Source organism: Pantoea sp. CCBC3-3-1, assembly GCF_007981265.1.
In the GTDB taxonomy this organism is placed as follows: domain Bacteria; phylum Pseudomonadota; class Gammaproteobacteria; order Enterobacterales; family Enterobacteriaceae; genus Erwinia.
The window spans coordinates 4,404,986-4,429,076 of sequence record NZ_CP034363.1 but is presented as its reverse complement, the minus strand read 5'-3'; the positions used below and the strand labels follow the sequence as shown (position 1 = coordinate 4,429,076).

Below are 24,091 nucleotides of genomic sequence, written 5' to 3'. Positions count from 1 at the left end.
TTATCTGTTCGTTCAGACCAGCTGTTTACGCTGATTTGAGGGCGGGATGGATAAAGACTCTCGGTACTTCGCTACAGTGCGGCGGGCTACCATAATTCCCTGATCGGAAAGAAGGGTAGTCAGCTTGCTGTCACTAAGAGGCTTGGCGGGATTCTCCGCCGAGATTAATTTTTTCACCAGTGCCCGAATTGCTGTGGAGGAAGCTTCGCCGCCGCCTTCAGTATTAACATGACTGGAGAAAAAATACTTCAGTTCAAAAATGCCGCGCGGGCTGTGCAGATACTTTTGCGTGGTAACGCGCGAGATCGTTGACTCATGCATATCCACAGCGGCGGCAATATCGGCCAGCACCATGGGACGCATAAATTCTTCGCCCTGTTCAAAAAAAGCCTCCTGCTGTTCAACGATACAACGCGTTACTTTCAACAGGGTATCGTTACGGCTTTCGAGGCTTTTAATCAGCCATCTGGCTTCCTGCAGATTGCTGCGAATAAACTGATTATCGCTGTCGTTACGTGTCGAACCGCCCAGCGAAGCATAGTGCTGATTGATTTTCAGACGCGGCACGCTGTCCGCGTTCAGGTCTACCGTCCAGCGAGTGCCGATTTTTCGTACCAGCACATCAGGAATAACATATTCAGGCTCGCTGGTATTAATGGACTGGCCGGGTCTGGGATCGAGCGACTGAATCAGCTGCATCGCGTTTTTCAGCACGTCTTCCTTCAGGCGAGTGACCCGCATCAGGCTGCGAAAGTCGTGATTTGCCAGCAAATCTAAATGCTCGCTAACGATTAAACGTGCTTCTTTGATGAAAGGGGTTTCAGGAATGAATTGCGACAGCTGTACCAGCAGGCAATCCCGCAGATCGCGAGCGCAAACGCCAACCGGATCGAAACGCTGCACGCGCTTTAATACCGCTTCAACTTCGTCAGCCGCAAGTTCATCGTTGCCGATACTGTCCTGGATTTCCTCAAGCGAGACGGTCAGATAGCCTGTGGGATCCACCGCATCGACAATCGCTGTAGCAATCGCCCTGTCGGTATCGGTAAACGGCGTCAGCTCCACCTGCCACATCAGATAGTCTTGTAATGTCTGCGTTGTTTCACCCTGGTAAACAGGCAGTTCATCATCGTGATAGTCGGTACCCGTGCCGGATGGCGTGCCGGCGGTGTAGATTTCATCCCAGGTCGCATCTAGCGGTAGCTCTTCCGGCATGTCCTTCTGTTCTAAGGCTTCGCGGGTATCAAGCGCTTCTTTTTCCTGATATTCGCGGCTGTCCACTTCCTCATGAATGTCGGTTTGCTCAAGCAAGGGATTGCTTTCCAGCGCCAGCTGAATTTCCTGCTGGAGTTCAAGCGTAGAGAGTTGCAGCAGACGAATCGCCTGCTGCAGTTGTGGCGTCATGGCAAGCTGTTGGCTAAGCCTGAGCTGCAAACCTTGCTTCATATTCAGGATACTAATTCCTCAAAAATCTAACCCGGTCCGACCACCTTATCAGAGTCTGAACTCTTCGCCCAAATAGACTCGCTTAACTTGTTCATCCGCCAGGACTTCTTCCGGCGAGCCGTGGGCGATTAAATGGCCCTGGCTGACAATATAAGCCCGCTCGCAGACAGCCAGCGTCTCGCGAACGTTATGGTCGGTAATTAGCACGCCCAGGCCGCTATCGCGCAGGTGTTCGATAATTTTTTTGATATCAATAACGGAAATCGGGTCGACACCGGCGAAGGGTTCATCCAGCAGGATGAATTTAGGATTAGCGGCCAGCGCACGGGCAATCTCAACACGGCGTCGTTCGCCGCCGGAAAGCGCCTGGCCCATGCTGTCACGCAAATGCGTAATATGGAATTCATCCATCAGCTCTTTGGCTCGATCGTCGCGCTGTTCTGCCGACAAATCCTCACGAATTTGCAGCACCGCCATCAGGTTATCGTAAACGCTCAGGCGACGGAAAATTGACGCTTCCTGGGGTAAATAGCCAATACCGCGGCGTGCGCGGGCGTGGAGCGGCAGAATGCTGATGTCCTCATCGTCAATAACGATACGGCCCGCATCACGCGGTACAATCCCAACCACCATATAAAACGTGGTGGTTTTACCTGCACCGTTAGGGCCAAGCAGACCCACAATCTCGCCGGATTTAACTTCCAGACTCACATCTTCGACAACGCGTCGGCCTTTGTAGGCCTTCGCCAGGTTTTGCGCAATTAAAGTCGCCATAGCGTTTAGTTACTCTTTTTCTGTCCGGTGGACTGGGTGCCTTTATCCTGCAACTGCGAAGGCACCAATACGGTCGTCACACGTTTGCCGGTATTGCCGTAGGCCTGCATTTTCTGTTCTTTGACCAGATAGGTAATGCGATCGCCTTTTACATTGCTGTCCAGCTGTTCCAGATAGGCGTTACCGGTCAGCTCAACGAAATCTTTCGCCAGCTCATAGTGCATTTTTTGGGCATGGCCCTGCACGGGTTTACCGCTGTCCTGCATCTGATAAAAGGTAGCGGGTTTGCCCCAGGCATCCACAATGGTTTTATTGCTGTCGCCGCCAGGGCGAGTGACCACCACTTTATCGGCGGTAATTTTGATCGTGCCCTGAGTTACAATCACGTTGCCGGTGAAAGTGGCTACGTTACCCTGCATGTCCAGCGCCTGATTTTCCGAATCGACATTGACCGGTTTATCCGAGTCGCCGGTAAGCGCAAAAGCGGGCAGGCTGGCAGCCAGCAGCAGGCCGAGCGTCAAAAACTTAAGGTTGTTTCGCATTCTGAATTTCATAGGAGGTTTTGACCTTTTCAATCAACTCGGCAGTTTTGTTGCGTAAATTGCCACGCATTTTCATACCGGTAGAGTTAAAACTGCTACCGTAAAGCGTCACCTGATCTTCGGAGGTGACATCCTGCGTGATGAGATTAACCACGGCGTTATCCGTTTTGATCCGCTGAAGCTGCGCATCCTGCGTCAGGCTATTAACTTCAACGTGACCATACAGATACAGCATACGGTCGTTCGTGAGTTTGGCTTTATCCGCCCGCACCGACCAGGTAGGGGTTTTACTCTCATCATAAGTGGTCATTATCGGGTTATCGAACCAGCTGACCGCATCGGTTGAGAAGTAGGTCACCTTGTCGGAGACCAGCTTGTAGCTCAGGCCACCCTGCGGGTTATATACCACCGTGTTTGACGTCTGGCTGGTATAAGTGGGTTCCTGATCGTTCCCGGCAACGGGAGCCGTCTCATCGGTGTCGGCAAGATTCCAGCCAATTAGCACGATAGCCACCAGCGCCAGTAACAGTGTGATCCAACGCCTTGCTTTACTCATACAGACTGCCCTTTGGCCTCATCAAACTTATCCTGTGCAATCAAAATCAGGTCACAAATTTCACGAACCGCGCCACGCCCACCTGCAATACGGGTAACGTAGTCAGCGCGAGGAATTAAAACCGGGTGCGCATCCGCGACGGTCACGCTCAGGCCAACTTCAGCCATCACCGGCCAGTCGATCAGGTCATCGCCAATATAGGCAACCTCATCTGCTCGAAGCGACAGTTTATCCAGAAGTTCGCGGAAGGCCAAAATCTTATCGGACTGTCCCTGGTAAAGATGCGTAATTCCCAGCGTGGTACAGCGATCTTCAAGCAATTTAGCTTTGCGACCGGTGATGATAGCGACTTCCACGCCGGAGGTCAGCAGGCAACGAATGCCGTAGCCGTCCCGTACGTTAAATGCTTTCAGCTCTTCGCCGTTGTTGCCCTGATAAATCACGCCGTCTGACATGACGCCATCAACATCACAAATCAGCAGTTTGACTTCGCGCGCGCGCGCCATCACATCCTGGCTCACTTCGCCATAACAGGTATTTACCCAGCCTGCGGCAGTGCTCATTCTCTTATTCCTTGTTAAACCACACCGGCGCGCAGCATGTCGTGCATGTGCACCACGCCGAGCAGATGATCGCCATCGGCGACCATGACAACGGTAATGTTACGGCTTTGCATCAAATTAAGGGCATCGACCGCCAGCGTATTTGGGCGGACCCGAATGCCACCGGTCGTCATAACGCTGGCGATACTGGCGTGCTGAATATCAATGCCCATATCAAACACGCGGCGCAGGTCACCATCGGTGAAAATCCCTTCGATCTTCATCAGATCGTTACAAATTACCGTCATGCCCATATTTTTACGCGTGATTTCTAGCAGCGCGTCGCGCAATGACGCATCACGGCTAACGTGAGGGATTTCATCACCGCTGTGCATAATATCATTGACCGTCAGCAGAAGTTTACGACCCAGCGTGCCGCCAGGATGCGAAAGCGCGAAATCCTCAGCCGTGAAGCCGCGCGCTTTTAATAAGGCGACCGCCAGCGCATCCCCCATCACCAGCGTTGCCGTCGTGCTGGAGGTTGGCGCAAGACCCAGCGGACACGCTTCCTGCGGTACTTTAACACACAGATGAATATCAGCCGCACGACCCATTGCGCTTTCAGGTCGGCTGGTCATGCAAATTAAAAAGACGTGCAGGCGTTTTAGCACGGGGATAAGCGCCAGAATTTCTGAGGATTCGCCGGAGTTGGAGATAGCAATCACAATATCGCCTGCGCTGACCATGCCGAGATCGCCGTGGCTGGCTTCGGCTGGATGCACAAAGAAAGCTGGCGTACCGGTGCTGGCAAACGTGGCGGCCATTTTTTTGCCGACATGACCCGATTTGCCAATGCCCATCACCACCACTTTACCCAGGCAGCCGTAAATGCGCTTGCAGGCTTCGCTGAAGTCTTCGTTGATGTACTGATCCAGCTGTTCCAGGCCCTGGCGTTCAATATTCAGGACGTCTCTGCCCGCCTGCTGAAAGTCGAAATCGGGGTTGAGAAAAGGTGCCATAAGTTCTAATCCTTTTACCAGAGGGTAGCCGAAGGGAGCCAGTACAGCACGGCCACCCAGGCAACAAAGCCGCTCAGCAGCAGGGCGCCCGCCGCTCTTCCAATACAGCGGCTGCGCTGTAGACAAATTAGGGTAAACAGAGCGCTAACGCTCAACATCACCCAGTAGTCCCGGGCGAAAGCATGCAGATCAATACTGCCCGGATGAACCAGCGCAGGCACGCCAAGCACGATGGCAATATTGTAGATGTTAGAGCCGATCAAATTGCCGATAGCGATATCGTCTTCGCCTTTTAGCGCACCGGCAATCAGCGTCGCCAGCTCCGGCAGGCTGGTGCCTACAGAGATTACCGTCAGTCCTATCACCAGTTCGCTAATGCCAAAGTAGTCGGCAATCACTGTCGCATTATCGATGACCATACTTGTAGACATCGGCAGGATGATCAGGGCAACCGCCAGCCATAAAAAGGCGACCGTGTTGCCCGCATCGTCGCGAGGCAGTTCGGCCAGCTGTTCGCGCGTTAGCGAATCATTATTGTCTCGCTCAGCTTTGCGGGCAATTTTGATAATGAAAATTAAATAGGCTGCCGCAAGTGCTATCAGCACCAGGCCATCATTGCGGCTCAGGATATTATCAAAAAGCACGACCCCGCATAATAAACTCACGAGTAACATCAGTGGCAGTTCACGTCGGATCAGGCGGGAATGGACGGTCAGCGGGTGTAGCAGCGCGGCGCCGCCGAGAATCAACAAAATATTGGTAATGTTCGAGCCAAGCGCGGTACCCACGGCGATATCCATCTGACCATGCGTTGCGGCAGAAAAAGAGACGATGAGTTCGGGTAACGAAGTGCCAATACCGACGACGGTCATGCCAATAATCAGCGGTGGAATCCCTAAAGCGCGGCAAAGAATCGCCGCGCTGAACACCAGACGATCTGCACCATATACCAGCAGGACCAGGCCGATAATAAAGAGTGCGGTAGCTACGAGCATGAAGTGTCCTTTGATCGGGTATAATCGTCGGCTTGCCCTGCACGACGGAGAGTCAGGGGCTAAAGTTAATGCGTTGATTTTGACGGTCTGGAAGCAAAAAGTAAAACTTATGCCAACTTTAGCTACGTTCCGGAAGTAAGTTTCTGTAAAAGTGTCCAGTCCAGGCGGTAATACGATACCATCGGGGGAGATTATATGCCTGAAAATGAGGATAAGAGGTAGCTATGAGCCAGACGGAGACGAATTTGGTAGATGTCCGTGGCGTCAGTTTCGCCCGTGGGGATCGACCGGTTTTCGATAACATCTCGCTTACGGTGCCCAAAGGGAAGGTCACCGCCATTATGGGCCCTTCAGGCATCGGGAAAACCACATTGCTGCGCCTGATTGGCGGCCAGCTTCGACCTGATGCGGGTGAAATCTGGTTTAACGGCGAAAATATTCCCGCGCTTTCGCGCTCCCGACTGTACGAAACGCGTAAAAAAATGAGCATGCTGTTTCAGTCCGGCGCATTGTTTACGGATCTGACGGTCTTTGACAACGTCGCGTGGCCCCTGCGGGAACATACTCATTTGCCACCGCAACTGCTACACAGCACGGTCATGATGAAGCTGGAAGCCGTAGGATTGCGGGGAGCGGCACAGCTGAAGCCTTCGGAGTTGTCTGGCGGTATGGCACGACGTGCTGCGCTGGCAAGAGCGATAGCATTAGAACCCGATTTGATTATGTTCGACGAACCTTTCGTCGGGCAGGATCCTATTACTATGGGCGTCCTGGTTAAGCTGATCGACGAGCTGAATCACTCGCTGGGCATGACCTGCATCGTGGTCTCACACGACGTGCCGGAAGTGCTGAGTATTGCCGATTACGCCTATATTATTGCGGGGCAGAAAGTCATCGCTCAGGGAACGGCAACCGCACTCCGCGAAAACGAAGATGCGCGTGTACGTCAGTTTATTGATGGCATCGCCGACGGTCCGGTACCGTTTCGTTTTCCGGCAGGGGATTATCTGCAGGACTTAACTGGCTCAGGGAGTTAACCAACTGATGTTTTTACGTGCACTGGCGTCCGTCGGGCGTCAGGGAATTAATACCTGTGCCTCATTTGGCCGTGCCGGGCTGATGCTCTTTCACGCGCTGATTGGCATACCTCGTTTTCGCAAACACGCGCCGTTGGTGATTAAACAGCTCTACAGTATCGGCGTACTGTCATTGCTGATTATTGTCGTCTCCGGTTTGTTTATTGGAATGGTGCTGGGGCTGCAAGGCTATCTGGTACTGAATACTTACGGCGCAGACAGCAGTCTCGGTATGCTGGTGGCCCTATCGCTACTGCGCGAGCTGGGGCCTGTGGTAACCGCGCTGCTGTTTGCGGGACGCGCTGGCTCGGCACTCACTGCCGAAATTGGCCTGATGAAAGCTACCGAGCAGCTTTCCAGCATGGAGATGATGGCTGTCGATCCGCTGCGGCGGATTATTTCGCCACGCTTTTGGGCGGGTTTTATCAGCATGCCATTACTGACGCTGATATTCGTCGCCGTTGGCATTATGGGCGGCGCGATTGTCGGTGTGAGCTGGAAAGGCATCGACAGCGGATTTTTCTGGTCAGCAATGCAGAATGCCGTTGACGTGCGCACCGATATTGTTAACTGCGTAATTAAAAGCGCTGTTTTTGCCTTCACCGTGACGTGGATTGCGCTGTTCAACGGTTATGACGCTATTCCCACTTCTGAAGGGATTAGCCGGGCAACAACGCGCACTGTGGTACATGCTTCTCTGGCGGTACTCGGTTTAGATTTTGTGCTGACAGCACTGATGTTTGGGAACTGATTCAATGCAAACGAAAAAAAGCGAAATTTGGGTAGGCGCATTTTTACTGTTGGCCCTCGCAGCGGCCCTGTTTTTGTGCCTGCGGGTCGCCGATCTTAAGTCGCTCGGTAGCGAGCCGACCTGGCGGTTGTATGCCACCTTCGACAATATCGGCGGTCTGAAAACGGGTTCGCCAGTGAAAATTGGCGGCGTGGTGATTGGCCGCGTCACGGATATTGAACTTGATGACAAAAGCTATTCGCCGCGCGTATCGATGGACATTGAAGATAAATATTCGCAGTTGCCGGATACCAGCTCGCTGGCGGTAAGAACGTCAGGCTTATTGGGTGAACAATACCTGGCGCTGAACGTCGGATTTGACGATCCCGATATGGGAACAGCTATGCTTAAAGACGGCAGCAGCATTCAGGACACCAAATCGGCAATGGTGCTGGAAGACCTGATTGGCCAGTTCTTGTATAAGAGCGGCAATGGCAGTGACAATAAAAACGCGTCGTCGGCGGCACCGGAAGCAAACGGGCAACCCGCGCCGGCAGCTCAAGAATAATTCAGAAGAGGACAGCTCATGTTTAAACGTTTCCTGATGGTGGCAATGCTGATTATTGCCCCGGTAGCCGCCAACGCAGCAGCAGATCAAACGAACCCTTATAAGCTAATGAATGAAGCTGCAGGTAAAACCTTTACCCGCCTCAAAAGCGAGCAGCCTAAAATTAAGCAGGATCCCAACTATCTGCGCCAAATCGTGCGTGAGGAGTTACTGCCTTATGTGCAAATCAAATACGCTGGCGCTTTAGTGCTGGGACGCTACTACAAAGAGGCAACGCCTGCCCAGCGTGAAGCTTACTTCAAAGCTTTTGGCGACTACCTGGCTCAGGCCTATGGTCAGGCGCTGGCGCTCTACAACGGGCAAACCTATCAAATTGCGCCAGAACAGCCTTATGCTGATGCCAGCATTATCGCTATCCGCGTTTCGATTATCGATCCGAATGGCCGTCCACCGGTACGCCTGGATTTCCAGTGGCGTAAAAACAGCCGCACCGGCGACTGGCAGGCGTATGACATGATTGCCGAAGGCGTGAGCATGATCAGCACCAAGCAAAATGAATGGGCTGGCCTTCTGCGTCAAAAGGGTATTGATGGCTTGACCGAACGACTGCAAAGTGCGGCAAATCAGCCAATCACGCTGGACAAGCAACAGTAATGAACGAACAACTGACCTGGCGCATAGAGGCGAACCAACTGCGTCTTGCCGGAGAGCTGGAGCGGGAAACGCTTCTGCCGCTCTGGCAGCAGCGCGAAACGGTCGTGAAACAGATTGATACCATTGATGTCTCCGCGCTGGAGCGTGTTGATTCCGCCGGTCTGGCATTGCTGGTTCATCTACGACAAATCGTGCTGGCACAGGGTAAAGCGCCGCAGTTTACCGGCATCACCGATAAGCTGCGCTCGCTTATCGCACTTTATAATCTGCAACAGATCATCGTCTCCGGCAGCTGATCGATCTGCCCACGGACGATCTAAAAAAAGCCTCTGCTCCGTCAGGGGCTTTTTGCTTGTTTAAGATAGCGTCACTTTCCACTAATATGTGTGCCTGTTAATCCTCAACGAATATTAGAAGCATCATGGAAACTAGTGAAATTCAATCCGTGCTGATGAGCGCGTTACCTCTGCAGGAAGTTCATGTGACCGGTGACGGCAGCCACTTTCAGGTGATTGCTGTCGGCGAAATGTTTGGTGAGCTGAGCCGCGTGAAAAAACAGCAGACGGTCTATGCACCGCTGATGGCTTATATCGCCGATAACCGTATCCACGCGGTATCTATCAAAACGTATACCCCGGAAGAATGGGCGCGCGACCGTAAGCTAAACGGTTTTTAATGCCTTGCAAACTCATCGCGCCGTGCGTGATGAAAAGGCAGTAATGTATGTCTGATTAATGAGAACTGGTGCTATGGATAAATTTCGTGTGCAGGGCCCAACCCGTTTAAGCGGGGAAGTAACCATTTCCGGCGCTAAAAACGCTGCGCTGCCAATCCTGTTTGCTGCTCTGCTGGCATCCGATCCGGTCGAGATCCAGAATGTCCCGAAACTAAAGGACATCGATACCACCATGAAGCTGCTCAGCCAGCTTGGTGTAAAAGCAGAGCGTAACGGTTCCGTCCATTTGGATGCCAGCGACGTCAATATTTACTGTGCGCCATACGATTTGGTGAAAACCATGCGCGCTTCTATCTGGGCGCTGGGTCCACTGGTGGCGCGTTTCGGCCAGGGGCAGGTTTCTCTGCCCGGCGGCTGTGCGATTGGCGCTCGTCCGGTTGATTTACACATTACCGGCCTTGAGCAGCTGGGTGCGGAAATCAAACTGGAAGAGGGCTATGTCAAAGCTTCTGTTAACGGCCGACTGAAAGGCGCACATATTGTGATGGACAAGGTTAGCGTAGGCGCGACCGTCACTATCATGAGTGCTGCCACGCTGGCGACCGGCAAAACCGTTATCGAAAATGCCGCGCGCGAGCCGGAAATTGTTGATACGGCTAACTTCCTGAATACGCTCGGCGCTAAAATCACCGGCGCAGGTAGCGATCGCATCACCATCGAGGGTGTTGAGCGTTTAGGCGGGGGTGTTTATCGCGTGCTGCCTGACCGTATTGAGACCGGTACCTTCCTGATTGCAGCGGCCATTTCCGGCGGCAAAGTGATCTGCCGTGACACGCAGCCGGATACGCTGGATGCGGTGCTGGCAAAGCTGCGTGAAGCGGGGGCGGATATTGAGTTGGGTGACGACTGGATTAGCCTTGATATGCAGGGTAAGCGTCCAAAAGCGGTTAACTTCCGCACCGCGCCACATCCAGGTTTCCCGACCGATATGCAGGCACAGTTTAGCCTGTTGAACCTGGTTGCAGAGGGAACCGGTGTCATTACCGAGACTATCTTTGAAAACCGCTTTATGCACGTGCCGGAGCTGATCCGTATGGGCGCTCATGCCGAGATTGAGAGCAATACGGCCATTTGTCATGGCGTAGAAAAACTTTCCGGTGCTCAGGTAATGGCGACCGATCTGCGTGCATCCGCGAGCCTGGTGCTGGCGGGTTGTATTGCGGAAGGGACGACGATCGTTGACCGCATTTACCATATCGATCGTGGTTACGAACACATTGAAGATAAGCTCATCGCGCTTGGTGCGCGCATTGAGCGTATCAGCGGCAGCGAATAAAGCCGCATAGTGCTTATAACAGGGACGGTTACGTGCCGCCCTGGTAAAGCATTTCTCTGCCCCGTCAGCGCTAAGCCGGCGGGGCATTTTTCTATCCCAAAAGGCAGGGATACCCGGAAAGGGCTTATGATCGCATCAGTTTTTTACGATCGATCAGCTTGTTGGTCACGGGATCGTAATAGCGGCTGGGCCAGATTTCTGATGGATGAGTCATTAATGCATCAGCAATCAGCCACTCGCCTTTCGGCCAGGATCTGAACAGCGCGTTTGCCAGCGTCGAGGAGCTTAGTCCCGCCTCGCGTGATAATCCGGCAAGCGTTGTACCTCTTTTTCGTAAGCCTGCAATAATATCCGCGTTATGCCAGTCTTTTTTCTTATCTACCATGTGTGTCTTCTCCATGTACACATAACAATTTCCAGAATTTTCTGGAAGTCATCTCAGGGTTTATCGGTGGAGCCTTGACCCGTTTCTCAAAAAAATAACGAGTTAGCCACTATTCCCCTCGGTAAAATATACCAATAAAATTCCAGAATTTTCCAATTCTTTCTTAATGGGATTTATAAGTTGTGCGGTAATTCGCAAAAGTTACGCAATGCTGTGATGCGTTACATTTGAAAAAAGGCAGAAAAAAGCGAAATAAAAAGCGCGGAGAAGGAGAAACACAGGGAGAGATAAAGCGCGGAAATCCGCGCTTCAGGTTGGATTAGAATTCCCGCTGAACGGACATATGCGCCAGCGCTTCAAGCGCGCTGCGCCAGGGCGATTCAGGCAGTACTGCAAGGCTGGCAATCGCTTTGTCAGCTTCGCGTTCTGCTGATTCACGTGTCCATTCGAGCGAGCCGCATTGGCGCATGGTTTCCAGAACTGGATCAAGTAAATGGCGACCATTGCCTTGCTCAATAGCCTCACGAATCATCGCGGCTTGTTCAGCTGTTCCGTTACGCATGGCGTGCAGCAAGGGCAGCGTCGGCTTACCTTCGCTCAGGTCATCACCCACGTTTTTGCCCAGCGTTTTGCCATCGGCGCTGTAATCCAAAAGATCGTCGATAAGCTGGAAAGCTGTGCCGATATAGCGGCCATAATCCTGTAACGCCCGTTCCTGTTCTGGCGACGCATCGGCCAGAATTGCGGAAGACTGAGCGGCAGCTTCAAACAGGCGAGCTGTTTTACTGTAAATCACCCGCATGTAGCTTTCTTCTGTAATATCCGGGTCATTACAGTTCATCAGCTGTAGGACTTCGCCTTCTGCAATGACGTTTACGGCCTCCGACATCAGTGCCAGAACGCGCAGCGAGCCAAGGCTGGTCATCATCTGAAACGCACGCGTATAGATAAAATCGCCGACCAGCACGCTGGCAGCGTTACCAAAGGCGGCATTGGCGGTGGCTTTACCGCGGCGCATATCAGATTCATCAACCACATCATCGTGCAGCAGGGTCGCAGTGTGAATAAATTCTATCAGCGCTGCGACAGTAACGTGTTGTTTTCCTGAATAATTCACCGCGCGCGCTGCCAGAACGGCGATCATGGGGCGGATCCGTTTGCCACCACCGCTAATGATGTAATATCCCAGCTGATTGATAAGGGAAACCTCGGAATTCAGCTGTTCGAGTATTGTTGCATTGACGTCCGCCATGTCCTGCGCGGTGAGTTCGTTTATCTGTTCTAAGTTCATCAGTCTGTTCAGCTATTGCTCAGTATGCTGCTATGATAAGCGTCTTTACCCGTGCCTGCGGCATGTAATGTATAACAGATTGTACTTGAAAATTGCGACTGTGAAACATTTGCCTGTGCTTTGCGTTTTTTTTCTGCAATACCCGCCATCAGGCACTTGTCTTCCCCCGCGAAGTTGCGTAGAATTCGCGCCCTATTGTGAATATTTATAGCGCAGCCTGAAACCAAGACGGCAAGCGCGAGAGCGGAGTTTTATATGTACGCGGTTTTCCAAAGTGGTGGTAAACAACACCGAGTAAGCGAAGGTCAGACCGTTCGCCTGGAAAAGCTGGACATCGCAACCGGCGAAACTATTGAGTTCGACCAGGTTCTGATGATTGCTAACGGCGAAGAAGTGACTATTGGCGCGCCTTTAGTTTCAGGTGGCGTGATCAAAGCAGAAATCATTGCGCACGGTCGCGGCGACAAAATCAAGATCGTTAAGTTCCGTCGTCGTAAGCATTACCGTAAGCAGCAGGGTCACCGTCAGTGGTTCACTGACGTGAAGATCACTGGCATCAGCGCATAAGAGGAGATCTGACAAATGGCACACAAAAAGGCTGGCGGCTCCACTCGAAATGGTCGCGATTCCAATGCAAAACGTCTGGGCGTTAAGCGTTTCGGCGGCGAATCTGTACTGGCAGGTAGCATCATCGTTCGTCAGCGTGGCACCAAATTCCACGCGGGCACCAACGTAGGCTGCGGCCGTGACCACACCCTGTTTGCAACTGCAAACGGCAAGGTCCAGTTCGAAGTGAAAGGCCCGAACAACCGTAAATACATCAGCATCGTTGCTGAGTAAGGTTTTCGTGCCTGAAAGCGGTACCTGATACCGCTTTTAGCAGCGAATCAAAAAGCCCCGCTATGATTGCGGGGCTTTTTACATTCTGCTTTTCAATCCGCATGGGGCTGTTTCCGCCAGCGGATTCGCAGCAAACAGGTTTTTTGCTGTACACTTTATATTCAGCTGCACGATGTCTTAAGGCGGATCCTCTTTCTGATTGCATCGCGAAGACCTTTGCAGCATCAGAACCCCTGTTTCCGTCATCAGGCCATCGTTCACGAGCCACGACGGATCATCCGACTGCAAGGTTGATCGGCAGCGGGCAAATGATTTACGGAGAAGTAACATGAAGTTTGTTGATGAAGCGACGATCCTCGTTGCTGCGGGTGATGGCGGCAATGGCTGCGTCAGCTTCCGTCGTGAAAAATATATTCCCAGAGGTGGTCCGGACGGTGGTGACGGCGGTGACGGCGGCGATGTTTACATGCAGGCTGATGAAAACCTGAATACGCTGATCGATTATCGTTTTGAAAAATCTTTCCGTGCTGAACGTGGCCAGAACGGCCAGAGCCGTGACTGTACCGGTAAGCGCGGGAAAGATGTGATCATCAAAGTACCGGTAGGAACGCGTATTATCGATCAGGGTACCGGTGAAACCCTGGGCGACATGATGACTCATGGTCAGGTGCAAATGGTCGCTAAAGGCGGCTGGCACGGCCTTGGCAACACGCGTTTTAAATCTTCCGTTAACCGTTCGCCGCGTCAAAAAACCATGGGTACGCCTGGTGAGAAGCGCGACTTGCAGCTTGAGCTGATGCTGCTGGCCGACGTGGGGATGTTGGGCCTGCCGAATGCCGGTAAATCTACCTTTATCCGTGCAGTCTCTGCGGCGAAGCCAAAAGTAGCGGATTATCCATTTACCACTCTGGTACCAAGCCTGGGCGTGGTACGTATGGACAGCGAACAAAGCTTCGTGGTCGCCGATATTCCAGGCCTGATTGAAGGCGCTTCTGACGGTGCCGGTTTAGGCATTCGCTTCCTGAAGCACCTCGAGCGCTGTCGCGTTCTGTTACACACTATTGATCTGGCCCCAATCGATGAATCCGATCCGGTTGAAAATGCCCGTATCATTTTGGCTGAGCTGGAAAAATATAGCGAAAAGCTTTTCAACAAGCCACGCTGGCTGGTTTTCAACAAAGTCGACCTGCTGGATCAGGAAGAGGCGGAATCCCGCGCGAAAGCTATCGCTGATGCGCTGGGCTGGACGGAGAAATATTACCTGATCTCTGCCGCCAATCGCGTCGGCGTGACCCCGCTGTGCTGGGATGTGATGTCCTTCATTAACGCCAATCCTAAAGAAGCGGAAGTGGAAGAGAAGCAGCCAGAGAAAGTGGAATTCATGTGGGATGATTACCACCGCCAGCAGCTCGAAGAAGCCGAAGTGGCGGTTGAAGAAGATGATGACTGGGATGAAGACTGGGATGATGAAGACGACGAAGGCGTCGAAATTATCTATCAGCGCTAAGCCAGTAAGGGACACAAATTTGTGTCCCTTTTCTTTTACGTCACGCTGGAAGATGGTTCACATTTCCCCGACGCACGGCAAATCCCCTTTCTAATAGCAAAGATAATCATTATCATCTTCGGTTCCGGATGTTTATCGGGGCAGTATGCTGCTTCGTTTCGCTGAATAGAGCTGACTCAATGATACGTTTCGCCAGACTAGTCGTTCCGCTGTTACTCTCTGCTTTTTCCGTCGTGCCCTTCACTCAGGCTCAGGCCGAGCAAGGCTGGCCGCGTCATATTCCTAACCGGGATGGCGAGCTGGTGATTAACCATCAGCCTGAACGCATTGTCTCTACCAGCGTGACGCTGACGGGCTCGCTGCTTGCCATCGGGGCACCGGTCGTTGCCAGTGGTGCAGCCATGCCGGGACATAAGATTACAGACCAGCAGGGTTTTTTCCGTCAGTGGGGCAAGACGGCGACGGAAAAAGGCGTTAAACGTTTATATACGGGTGAACCCAATCTTGAAGCGATTGCGGCGGAAAACCCCGATTTGATCATCGTTAGCGCCACAGGCAATGATTCTGCGCTGCCAATATACGAGCGTCTTTCGGCGATGGCTCCAACGCTGGTCGTCAATTACGATGATAAAAGCTGGCAACAGGTAGAACGTATTCTTGCGCAGGCAACCGGCCATGAAGCACAGGCTGAAAAGTCGATCCAGACGTATGCTCAGCGCGAAAAAGAAGTGAAAGCAAAGCTGGTGCTGCCGCCACAACCGGTTTCAGCGCTGGTGTTCAATGCCCATAGCCGGTTAGTGAATCTGTGGACCACTGAGTCTGCTCAGGGAAAATTGCTGGAATCCTTAGGCTTCACCCTGGCACAGCTTCCCGCGGTAAGCATCAAAGCCAGTCAGCGAATGAAACGGAAAGATATCGTTCCGCTAAGCGGAGAGAATCTGGTGACGGGACTGACGGGCAACACCGTAATGATGTTTGCTACCGGGGAAGAGGGTAAGGCTGCATTGCTGGCTGAGCCATTGCTTGCCGCAACACCGGCGGTAAAAAATAAGCAGGTTTATGCGTTAGGGGATGAGTCCTTCCGGCTTGATTATTATAGCGCCAGCAACCTGCTGACGCGGCTTGAACAGCTATTTGCTAAACAGTAACTGCCTGACCAGCCTCATGTCGGTGAGGCTGGTCTGTTCCCTCTGCGTCTTTTAAAGCGAACCCGCTCACAAATTTACTCTTTTCATTGCTGGCCCTGAACAGCCCATTTTTCTTATCGTTTACGCAATAACACAAGAAGTTAAATGAGAATGCGATGAATAATCGAATTGATAATTGTTTGTGTTTGCAATAGTGTATTGCCGCCTGGTTATCCATCTCTATTGCTGGACGCTGGCGGGGCGGATCCTAATGCCGTCTGGTTATCCAAATTTGCCTCAGATAACGTTGGTGAGGCGATCTCAGGGAATATGAATTTTGAACAAATTATCACGTTTATCATTAGCTATCCTGCTGGAACTGGGAATAGTCACAACGGCGATGGCAGCCACGGAAACCGCACCGGAAAACAGCACGGAAAAGGGTGTTTCAACGTCGACTCAGAGCACCGTTTCTCCTGAACAGGTAGACGCTGAAGGCGGGACGATGGTGGTAACGGCGGCTCAGCAAAATCTTCAGGCGCCGGGTGTTTCAACCATCACTGCCGATGAAATCAAAAAACGACCTCCGTCACGTGACCTTTCCGAAATCATTCGTACTATGCCAGGCGTAAACCTGACCGGCAACTCCACCAGTGGACAACGCGGCAACAACCGTCAAATCGACATTCGCGGTATGGGGCCAGAAAATACGCTGATCCTGATCGACGGCATGCCAGTCGCCAGCCGTAACTCGGTACGCCTTGGATGGCGTGGCGAACGCGATACCCGTGGTGATACCAACTGGGTGCCGCCAGAAATGGTCGATCATATTGAAGTCATTCGCGGACCCGCGGCGGCGCGCTATGGCAACGGTGCGGCAGGCGGCGTGGTGAACATCATTACTAAGCAAACCAGCAATGAGTGGCATGGCTCCTGGGATACCTACCTGAACATGCCTGAGCATAAGTCAGAAGGTTCCACAAAGCGTTCCAACTTCTCGCTTACCGGGCCGCTGGGTGATGATGTCAGCTTCACGCTGTACGGCAACCTCAGCAAAACTCAGGCCGATGCGCAGTTTATCAATCAGGGACATCAGTCGCTGAGAACCGGCAGCTACGCCGATACCGTGCCTGCCGGTCGCGAAGGGGTAGAAAACAAAGATATTCATGGCAAGCTGCGCTGGGAATTTGCCCGCAACCAGAATCTGGAATTCAGTGCGGGCTACAGTCGTCAGGGCAACCTTTATGCGGGTGATACGCAAAATACCAACACCAGCGCGCTGGTGCAGAGCAAATACGGCGATGAGACCAACCGACTCTATCGTCAGGATTATGCGGTTACCTGGACCGGCGCATGGGATAACGGCGTCAGTACCCGCAGCTATGCGCAGTACGAAAACACGCGCAACTCACGCATGAATGAAGGGCTGGCGGGCGGCACCGAAGGGATCTTCTCCGACAGCGGCTTTTCGACGATCGAGCTGAACGATGTCCTGCTGCACAGCGAAGTGAGTATTCCGATTGAATTGCTGGTTAATCAGACCCTGACGCTGGGAACCGAGTGGAATCAGCAGAAGATGAAAGATGGCGCCTCCAATACGCAGGCTCTGTCCGGCGGTGGGATTGATGGTATAAGCAGCACCAATCGCAGCCCTTACTCCTCGGCAGAAATCTTCTCCCTGTTTGCCGAAGACAATATGGAACTGACCGACAGTACCATACTGACACCCGGTCTGCGTTTTGATCATCACAGTATTGTTGGCAATAACTGGAGCCCATCACTTAATCTTTCCCAGACGCTGGCTGACGACTTCACGCTGAAACTGGGTATCGCACGCGCCTATAAAGCGCCAAGCCTGTATCAAACCAACCCAAACTACGTGCTTTACAGTCGTGGTCAGGGATGCGCTGACAGCGCCGGTGCCTGCTATCTGATGGGCAACGACGATCTGAAAGCCGAAACCAGCATCAACAAAGAAGTGGGCATTGAGTATAAGCATGAAGGCTATCAGGCAGGCCTGACGTGGTTCCGTAATGATTACCGCAACAAAATCGAATCGGGCTATGTACCAACCGGAACATCGACTACCGGCGCTGCGGACATCTACCAATGGGAAAACGTGCCAAAAGCGGTAGTCGAAGGGCTGGAAGGCACGGTTAACTTCCCGGTGACGGAAGCCATTACCTGGAACAATAACCTGACCTACATGCTGCAAAGCAAAAACAAAACCACCGGCGATCGCCTGTCGGTTATCCCGCAGTATACGCTGAACTCGACGCTGGCCTGGCAGGCAACACAGGATCTGTCGTTGCAGACCACCTTCACCTGGTATGGCCGTCAAACGCCGAAGAAGTATAACTACAAAGGTGAATCGGTTAGCGGCACCGAGAAGTCAACGGTCAGCCCTTATTCGATTCTGGGTCTGAGCGGAACGTATGACGTGAATAAATACGCCAGCGTGACTGTGGGTATCGAAAACCTGTTCGATAAGCGTCATTTCCGCGAAGGCAATGCGCAAACCACAGGTAACTCTACCACCAATGCGTATATGTATGGGGCAGGGGCGAATACCTACAATGAATCAGGCCGTACTTATTATATGAGTCTGAATACGCATTTTTAAGTCAGTAGTACTTGCGGGATACAATCCTTCACGGGCAGTATCCCCGAACAACAGCGAAGCCCGATATCGGGCTTCGCTGGTTTCACAAGTAGTGTACGTTGCTCGTCAGTTGTTCTGATAAACATCCTTATAGAGGCGGCTTTCAAAGCGCACCAGCGGAATACGACGCTGTTTCTGATCCTGAGGCGGAACGGCATAGCCTGAAAGATACTGCACAAAGGCAACCCGCTGACCACTGGCGGTGGTCATAAAGCCTGCGAGGTTATAAACACCCTGCAATGAACCCGTTTTAGCCGATACCTTGCCATCCACACCCGCTTCATGCAGGCCACCACGGTAACGTAGTGTTCCGTCATAGCCCGCCAGCGGCAGCATCGAGATATAATTCAGTTGCTGATCGTTCTGCGCAATATATTGCAGCACCTGCATCATGGTCGCCGGCGAAATCAGATCGTGACGCGACAGGCCGGAGCCATCAACCTGAATGCTGTTGCCGAGATCGATATTGGCTTTCTGCCGCAGGATCTGACGGACGGCATCAGAACCCGCACGCCATGTACCCGGTACGCCGAAACGCTCGTGGCCAATAGTACGGAATACGGTATCGGCAATCATGTTGTCAGACTTCTTCAACATAATTTTAAGCAGATCGTGCAGAGGGACTGATTGCGTTTCGGCTAATACCGTTGCAGGCTGGGTTGCCTGAGTCTGACGCACCAGATGACCGGTATAATCAATGCCCGCTTCCTGCAATTCCGCTTTTAACAGCGCTCCGGCATAGCTGGCGCCATCCTGAATCGCAAAGGCCAGCGGCAACGGTTCTGAACGCTGGGTCATGCAGCCGGTTAACGTAAAGCGGTTAAGCTCGCCGGGCACCACGTCCAGTTCACAATATTGTGCATCTGCCGATCCTCTCGCCAGCGTGCGAACCTGGCTGAACATATTGACCGGATAATAAGAGGCAACGCGGATAAAAGCGTTATCGCCGGGCGTTTGCGCACTGTAGAGGGAAACTGAAAAACAGTTACGATCAACAATCGCAGCAGCAGGTGGGGCGCTAAAACACTGGGTCATATCATTCCACGGCCAGCCCGGCGCTTTATCATGGCTGGCGAAGACCGACGTATCAATGACGACATTGCCCTGAATATGCTGCACGCCTTGTTTTTTCAGAGCGGTCACTAAGTTACGGAGATCCTGCCGGGTAAAGGTCGGATCGCCGCCGAACCTCGCCACCAGATCGCCGCGTAGCGTGCCGCCGCTAATCGAACCTTTGCTTTCCAGTTGGGTGTGAAAACGGTAATCCGGGCCCAGCTGTAACAGTGCAGCCAGCGCGGTAATCACTTTCATGGTACTGGCAGGCAACGCCATCTGCTTGCTGTGATAGTCAATCGAGGGCGAACTGGCGCCAACTTTTTGCACAATCAGCGCCAGGTTTGCGCCATCGGGCAGGTACTGAGTATAGTCTTCGACCGTGGCCGCATGGGCATTCAGCATAAATGCGCAGGCTAAGCCGGTAACAATTCGTGAAAATCGCATAATCTCGCGTTTACTGGCAGGTGATGTTGCCATACTACGGTGCATTAAGGTGGAAAGTAAACGATGACCCATAGAGAACTCTGGGTTAAAATACGTATCAAAATGCGAATCATCCAGGCCCTGGATATCCCCCGGGCTTGGTTTCTTTCGTTTGTAATTCAGTGGTAAGCGCCGCAGAACGCTTTTTCTGCATTAACCTGTCAGGATGACACAATTTTGCACAGGATCAGTTAACGAGGTGTTGAGATGAATCAGATTCCGATGACGTTGAGGGGCGCGGAGAGACTGCGCGAAGAGCTCGAAGAGCTGAAAACCGTTAAACGCCCCAGAATTATTGCCTCAATTGCTGATGCACGCGAGCACGGCGACTTGAAAGAAAATGCAGAGTACCATGCCGCCCGCGAAGAGCAGGGCTTCTGTGAAGGTCGTATCCAGGAAATTGAAGCCAAGCTGTCAAATGCCCAGGTGATCGATGTCACGAAAATGAATGCCAACGGGCGCGTCATTTTCGGTTCTACCGTTAGCGTGCTGAACGTGGACACTGATGAAGAGTCAACCTATCGCATTGTCGGCGATGACGAAGCTGACTTTAAGCAAAATCTGATTTCTGTTAACTCACCGATGGCGCGTGGCCTGATTGGTAAAGAAGTGGATGATGTGACCATCATCAAAACGCCAGGCGGCGATGTTGAGTACGAAATTCTTAAGATTGAATATATCTGATTTCCCCGGTCGGGTTTTTTCAGACATAGTGTAAAGAAAGGAAAAGGCCGCACCGCGGCCTTTTACTGACATCGGGAGCATGTCATTTTCTCCCGACTAAGTTTCAAATCGCGCCAGAACTTAACGTGGAAGCGCGATTTTACGTTCCTTCGTTGGACGGTACAGCACCAGCGTCTTGCCGATAACCTGCACGTTAGCAGCTTTGGTTTCGCGCACGATAGCTTCAACTACCAGGGTTTTTGTCTCGCGGTCTTCCGTAGCGATTTTCACCTTGATGAGCTCGTGGTGCTCCAGTGCTTGTTCGATCTCGGCCAGCACCCCTTCGGTCAGACCGTTGTTGCCTAACATGACGACAGGCTTCAGCGGATGGGCCAGTCCTTTCAGGTGCTGTTTTTGTTTGGTACTCAGATTCATCGTATTTTTTACTTACATTGGGATTGAAAACGGGTCATTCTACCGCCATCTCTGGTGTATCACCAAATCGGCATGCTGATTTGCGCGGTTTATTTATCGCATACGTTGAATCATAGTTGGAAATTGTATGACTGGTAAAAAGCGTTCGGCCAGTTCCAGCCGCTGGCTACAGGAACACTTTAGCGATAAATATGTGCTTCAGGCACAGAAAAAGGGGCTGCGCTCGCGCGCCTGGTTTAAACTTGATGAAATACAGCAAGGTGACAAGCTGTTTAAGCCAGGGATGACGGTTGTCGACCTTGGCGCAGCACCCGGTGGCTGGTCTCAGTATGTGGTGACACAAATTGGTTCCAAAGGTCGCGTCATCGCCTGTGATCTCCTGCCGATGGATCCTATTGTCGGTGTCGATTTCCTTCAGGGCGACTTTCGTGATGAACTGGTGCTGAAAGCCTTGCTGGAACGCGTTGGCGATGCGAAGGTGCAGGTTGTGATGTCAGATATGGCACCCAACATGACCGGTACGCCTGCTGTGGATATCCCAAGATCAATGTATCTCGTTGAACTTGCGCTTGATATGTGTCGTGATGTGCTGGCACCTGGCGGCAGTTTTTTAGTGAAAGTGTTTCAGGGAGATGGCTTTGAAGATTACCTCCGGGAAATTCGCTCCCTGTTTACGAAAGTGAAAATTCGTAAGCCGGACGCTTCGCGCTCTCGTTCGCGTGAAGTGTACATTGTAGCGACAGGGCGCAAACTATAGTACCCTACGCTGTCTGTTAACACAGTTGTAATAAGAGGTTAATCCCTTGAGTGACATGGCGAAAAACCTGATTCTCTGGCTAGTCATCGCAGTCGTGCTGATGTCTGTCTTCCAGAGCTTTGGGCCCAGCGAGTCAAATGGCCGTAGGGTTGATTACTCAACCTTCCTGTCGGAAGTGAACCAGGATCAGGTCCGCGAGGCACGTATTAACGGGCGTGAAATCAACGTTGTCAAAAAAGACAGTAACAAATACACAACCTACATCCCCGTCAACGATCCTAAGTTGCTCGATAACCTGTTGACTAAAAATGTAAAAGTGGTTGGCGAACCGCCTGAAGAACCGAGCCTGTTGGCCTCAATCTTCATCTCATGGTTCCCAATGCTGTTGCTGATTGGCGTCTGGATCTTCTTTATGCGCCAGATGCAGGGCGGCGGCGGCAAGGGCGCGATGTCCTTCGGCAAAAGCAAAGCCCGCATGCTGACAGAAGATCAGATTAAAACGACTTTTGCTGACGTCGCAGGCTGTGACGAAGCGAAAGAAGAAGTCGGCGAGCTGGTGGAATACCTGCGCGAACCAAGCCGCTTCCAGAAACTCGGCGGTAAAATTCCGAAAGGCGTACTGATGGTCGGTCCTCCGGGTACCGGTAAAACGCTGCTGGCGAAAGCTATCGCTGGCGAAGCCAAAGTGCCTTTCTTTACCATCTCCGGTTCTGACTTCGTTGAAATGTTTGTCGGTGTGGGTGCTTCCCGTGTTCGTGACATGTTCGAACAGGCAAAGAAAGCGGCACCTTGCATTATCTTCATCGATGAAATTGATGCGGTCGGTCGCCAGCGTGGCGCGGGTCTCGGCGGTGGTCACGATGAACGTGAACAAACGCTGAACCAGATGCTGGTTGAGATGGACGGTTTTGAAGGCAACGAAGGTATCATCGTCATTGCCGCTACTAACCGTCCTGACGTGCTAGACCCGGCACTGCTTCGTCCGGGCCGCTTTGACCGTCAGGTTGTGGTCGGTCTGCCGGACGTACGTGGCCGCGAGCAGATTCTGAAAGTCCATATGCGCCGTGTGCCGCTGGCTACCGATATCGATGCGTTAGTTATCGCACGTGGTACGCCAGGCTTCTCAGGTGCCGATCTGGCTAACCTTGTGAATGAAGCAGCGCTGTTTGCCGCACGTGGTAATCGCCGTGTCGTTTCTATGGTTGAATTCGAAAAAGCGAAAGACAAAATCATGATGGGTGCGGAACGTCGCTCCATGGTGATGACGGAAGCGCAGAAAGAATCTACCGCGTATCACGAAGCTGGCCACGCGATTATTGGTCGTCTGGTGCCTGAACACGATCCGGTGCATAAAGTGACGATTATTCCACGCGGCCGCGCATTAGGCGTGACCTTCTTCCTGCCGGAAGGCGATGCAATCAGCGCCAGCCGTCAGAAGCTGGAAAGTCAGATCTCAACGCTTTACGGTGGCCGTCTGGCAGAAGAAATCATCTACGGTGTGGAACGCGTTTCGACTGGTGCGTCTAACGACATCAAAGTTGCTACTTCTATTGCTCGTAACATGGTTACGCAATGGGGCTTTTCTGAGAAGCTGGGCCCGCTACTCTATGCGGAAGAAGAGGGCGAAGTGTTCCTTGGCCGTTCAGTAGCGAAAGCGAAGCATATGTCCGATGAGACCGCGCGCATCATTGACCAGGAAGTAAAATCTCTGGTTGAAGGTAACTACCAACGCGCACGCCGTATTCTGAATGAGAACATGGACATCCTTCACGCGATGAAAGACGCGCTGATGAAGTATGAAACCATTGATGCTCCTCAGATCGATGACCTGATGGCTCGCCGTGAAGTGCGTCCGCCAGCAGGTTGGGAAGATCCGGCCAGCAACAGTTCTGACAACGGTACGCCAAAGGCGCCACGTCCGGTTGATGAACCGCGTACGCCAAATCCTGGCAACACCATGTAATGACGGGA

General features: G+C 52.4%; 26 protein-coding genes. 15 read left to right on the top strand and 11 right to left on the bottom strand.

Annotated elements, in window-relative coordinates:
- Positions 1-12 precede the first annotated feature (12 nt).
- From rpoN to EHV07_RS20685, 7 genes are read right to left on the bottom strand one after another with little or no spacing between them, the layout of a single operon-like run.
- Positions 13-1,446 (bottom strand): RNA polymerase factor sigma-54, encoded by a 1,434-nt coding sequence (gene rpoN / locus EHV07_RS20715; RefSeq protein WP_147200014.1) that lies wholly within the window; start codon positions 1,444-1,446, stop codon positions 13-15.
- A gap of 48 nt (positions 1,447-1,494) precedes the next feature.
- Positions 1,495-2,220, bottom strand: coding sequence for an LPS export ABC transporter ATP-binding protein (lptB, locus tag EHV07_RS20710; RefSeq protein WP_147200013.1), 726 nt, complete (start codon positions 2,218-2,220; stop codon positions 1,495-1,497).
- 5 nt (positions 2,221-2,225) lie between these two features.
- A complete protein-coding gene (lptA, locus tag EHV07_RS20705; protein ID WP_147200012.1) occupies positions 2,226-2,774 on the bottom strand; it encodes a lipopolysaccharide ABC transporter substrate-binding protein LptA in 549 nt (182 codons plus the stop codon).
- A complete protein-coding gene (lptC, locus tag EHV07_RS20700; RefSeq protein ID WP_147200011.1) occupies positions 2,746-3,318 on the bottom strand; it encodes an LPS export ABC transporter periplasmic protein LptC in 573 nt (190 codons plus the stop codon). Before lptC ends, lptA begins: the two co-directional genes overlap by 29 nt.
- Positions 3,315-3,881, bottom strand: a complete 567-nt coding sequence (gene kdsC, locus EHV07_RS20695; RefSeq protein ID WP_147200010.1) for a 3-deoxy-manno-octulosonate-8-phosphatase KdsC — start codon at positions 3,879-3,881, stop codon at positions 3,315-3,317. Before kdsC ends, lptC begins: the two co-directional genes overlap by 4 nt.
- Before the next feature lie 14 nt (positions 3,882-3,895).
- Positions 3,896-4,879, bottom strand: coding sequence for an arabinose-5-phosphate isomerase KdsD (gene kdsD, locus EHV07_RS20690; protein WP_147200009.1), 984 nt, complete (start codon positions 4,877-4,879; stop codon positions 3,896-3,898).
- 14 nt (positions 4,880-4,893) lie between these two features.
- The gene (locus tag EHV07_RS20685; protein WP_147200008.1) at positions 4,894-5,874 is read right to left on the bottom strand and encodes a calcium/sodium antiporter; all 981 of its coding nucleotides are present in this window, start codon (positions 5,872-5,874) and stop codon (positions 4,894-4,896) included.
- A gap of 224 nt (positions 5,875-6,098) precedes the next feature.
- Between EHV07_RS20685 and mlaF the strand changes: the two genes are divergently transcribed.
- From mlaF to murA, 7 genes are all read left to right on the top strand, one after another.
- Complete coding sequence (gene mlaF / locus EHV07_RS20680) at positions 6,099-6,911, top strand: phospholipid ABC transporter ATP-binding protein MlaF (protein ID WP_147200007.1); 813 nt, start codon at positions 6,099-6,101, stop codon at positions 6,909-6,911.
- 7 nt (positions 6,912-6,918) lie between these two features.
- Positions 6,919-7,701 carry a lipid asymmetry maintenance ABC transporter permease subunit MlaE gene (gene mlaE, locus EHV07_RS20675; RefSeq protein WP_147200006.1) on the top strand — a complete coding sequence of 261 codons (783 nt, stop codon included), beginning with the start codon at positions 6,919-6,921 and terminating at the stop codon, positions 7,699-7,701.
- A 4-nt stretch (positions 7,702-7,705) separates the two neighbouring features.
- Positions 7,706-8,248: an outer membrane lipid asymmetry maintenance protein MlaD gene (mlaD, locus tag EHV07_RS20670; protein ID WP_147200005.1), complete on the top strand. Its 543-nt coding sequence runs from the start codon at positions 7,706-7,708 to the stop codon at positions 8,246-8,248.
- Between the two features lie 18 nt (positions 8,249-8,266).
- On the top strand, positions 8,267-8,902 hold the full coding sequence (mlaC, locus tag EHV07_RS20665) for a phospholipid-binding protein MlaC (protein WP_147200004.1): 636 nt from the start codon (positions 8,267-8,269) through the stop codon (positions 8,900-8,902).
- Positions 8,902-9,198, top strand: coding sequence for a lipid asymmetry maintenance protein MlaB (gene mlaB, locus EHV07_RS20660; protein ID WP_147200003.1), 297 nt, complete (start codon positions 8,902-8,904; stop codon positions 9,196-9,198). The genes mlaC and mlaB overlap by 1 nt, the downstream gene beginning before the upstream one ends.
- Positions 9,199-9,323: 125 nt before the next feature.
- Positions 9,324-9,578, top strand: a complete 255-nt coding sequence (gene ibaG, locus EHV07_RS20655; protein ID WP_147200002.1) for a BolA family iron metabolism protein IbaG — start codon at positions 9,324-9,326, stop codon at positions 9,576-9,578.
- A 73-nt stretch (positions 9,579-9,651) separates the two neighbouring features.
- Positions 9,652-10,914: a UDP-N-acetylglucosamine 1-carboxyvinyltransferase gene (gene murA, locus EHV07_RS20650; protein ID WP_147200001.1), complete on the top strand. Its 1,263-nt coding sequence runs from the start codon at positions 9,652-9,654 to the stop codon at positions 10,912-10,914.
- Between the two features lie 124 nt (positions 10,915-11,038).
- On the opposite strand, the gene EHV07_RS20645 is transcribed toward murA, so the two are convergent.
- Both EHV07_RS20645 and ispB read right to left on the bottom strand, forming a co-directional pair.
- A complete protein-coding gene (locus EHV07_RS20645; RefSeq protein WP_147200000.1) occupies positions 11,039-11,299 on the bottom strand; it encodes a helix-turn-helix domain-containing protein in 261 nt (86 codons plus the stop codon).
- 319 nt (positions 11,300-11,618) lie between these two features.
- On the bottom strand, positions 11,619-12,590 hold the full coding sequence (gene ispB, locus EHV07_RS20640) for an octaprenyl diphosphate synthase (protein WP_147199999.1): 972 nt from the start codon (positions 12,588-12,590) through the stop codon (positions 11,619-11,621).
- Positions 12,591-12,845: 255 nt separating this feature from the next.
- On the opposite strand from ispB, the gene rplU reads away from it, so the two are divergent.
- The 5 genes from rplU (at position 12,846) to EHV07_RS20615 (ending at position 18,687) form a co-directional block, all read left to right on the top strand.
- Entirely contained in the window at positions 12,846-13,157 is a 312-nt protein-coding gene (gene rplU, locus EHV07_RS20635; protein ID WP_125287102.1) for a 50S ribosomal protein L21, read from the top strand.
- Between the two features lie 15 nt (positions 13,158-13,172).
- Positions 13,173-13,430 (top strand): 50S ribosomal protein L27, encoded by a 258-nt coding sequence (rpmA, locus tag EHV07_RS20630; RefSeq protein ID WP_013204035.1) that lies wholly within the window; start codon positions 13,173-13,175, stop codon positions 13,428-13,430.
- A 328-nt stretch (positions 13,431-13,758) separates the two neighbouring features.
- Positions 13,759-14,937 (top strand): Obg family GTPase CgtA, encoded by a 1,179-nt coding sequence (gene cgtA / locus EHV07_RS20625; protein WP_147199998.1) that lies wholly within the window; start codon positions 13,759-13,761, stop codon positions 14,935-14,937.
- Between the two features lie 179 nt (positions 14,938-15,116).
- Entirely contained in the window at positions 15,117-16,085 is a 969-nt protein-coding gene (fepB, locus tag EHV07_RS20620; RefSeq protein WP_147199997.1) for a Fe2+-enterobactin ABC transporter substrate-binding protein, read from the top strand.
- A 379-nt stretch (positions 16,086-16,464) separates the two neighbouring features.
- On the top strand, positions 16,465-18,687 hold the full coding sequence (locus EHV07_RS20615) for a TonB-dependent siderophore receptor (RefSeq protein WP_147200689.1): 2,223 nt from the start codon (positions 16,465-16,467) through the stop codon (positions 18,685-18,687).
- A gap of 105 nt (positions 18,688-18,792) precedes the next feature.
- On the opposite strand, the gene dacB is transcribed toward EHV07_RS20615, so the two are convergent.
- Entirely contained in the window at positions 18,793-20,226 is a 1,434-nt protein-coding gene (dacB, locus tag EHV07_RS20610) for a serine-type D-Ala-D-Ala carboxypeptidase (protein WP_147200688.1), read from the bottom strand.
- A gap of 246 nt (positions 20,227-20,472) precedes the next feature.
- On the opposite strand from dacB, the gene greA reads away from it, so the two are divergent.
- On the top strand, positions 20,473-20,949 hold the full coding sequence (greA, locus tag EHV07_RS20605) for a transcription elongation factor GreA (RefSeq protein WP_147199996.1): 477 nt from the start codon (positions 20,473-20,475) through the stop codon (positions 20,947-20,949).
- Between the two features lie 120 nt (positions 20,950-21,069).
- Here greA and yhbY read toward each other — a convergent pair whose 3' ends face one another.
- Positions 21,070-21,363, bottom strand: a complete 294-nt coding sequence (gene yhbY / locus EHV07_RS20600) for a ribosome assembly RNA-binding protein YhbY (RefSeq protein ID WP_125287107.1) — start codon at positions 21,361-21,363, stop codon at positions 21,070-21,072.
- A gap of 127 nt (positions 21,364-21,490) precedes the next feature.
- On the opposite strand from yhbY, the gene rlmE reads away from it, so the two are divergent.
- Positions 21,491-22,120 carry a 23S rRNA (uridine(2552)-2'-O)-methyltransferase RlmE gene (gene rlmE, locus EHV07_RS20595; protein WP_147199995.1) on the top strand — a complete coding sequence of 210 codons (630 nt, stop codon included), beginning with the start codon at positions 21,491-21,493 and terminating at the stop codon, positions 22,118-22,120.
- A gap of 55 nt (positions 22,121-22,175) precedes the next feature.
- On the top strand, positions 22,176-24,083 hold the full coding sequence (ftsH, locus tag EHV07_RS20590; protein ID WP_147199994.1) for an ATP-dependent zinc metalloprotease FtsH: 1,908 nt from the start codon (positions 22,176-22,178) through the stop codon (positions 24,081-24,083).
- Positions 24,084-24,091 lie beyond the last annotated feature (8 nt).